This window comes from Monashia sp. HAY1-5C (assembly GCF_056755255.1).
Genome location: NZ_JBPGXG010000869.1, coordinates 1 through 230 on the forward strand (window position 1 = coordinate 1; position 230 = coordinate 230).

The following is a 230-nucleotide window of genomic DNA, read 5'->3' on the forward strand; positions in this document are numbered from 1 at the left end:
CCGTCGTCGGCAGCGTCAGATGTGTATAAGAGACAGGTCCCGGCCGTTGGACCCGGTGCAGGTCACCGTGACCGACTGGTTCGCCCACACCTTCGACCAGCTCGTCGGCAACATCGAGCGGGCCGTGCTCGGCAAGCAGCACGTGACCTGTCTCTTATACACATCTCCGAGCCCACGAGACGGAGCTACATCTGGGGTGACGGTCTGTGTTTTGAGAGGGGGGGGGGGGG

Annotated in this window: 1 protein-coding gene; it reads left to right on the plus strand. The window is 63.5% G+C overall.

Annotated elements, in window-relative coordinates:
• Positions 1-19: 19 nt before the first annotated feature.
• A partial coding sequence (locus ACR9ZK_RS23800) for a hypothetical protein (RefSeq protein ID WP_481344367.1) occupies positions 20-230 on the plus strand: 211 nt, incomplete at its 3' end.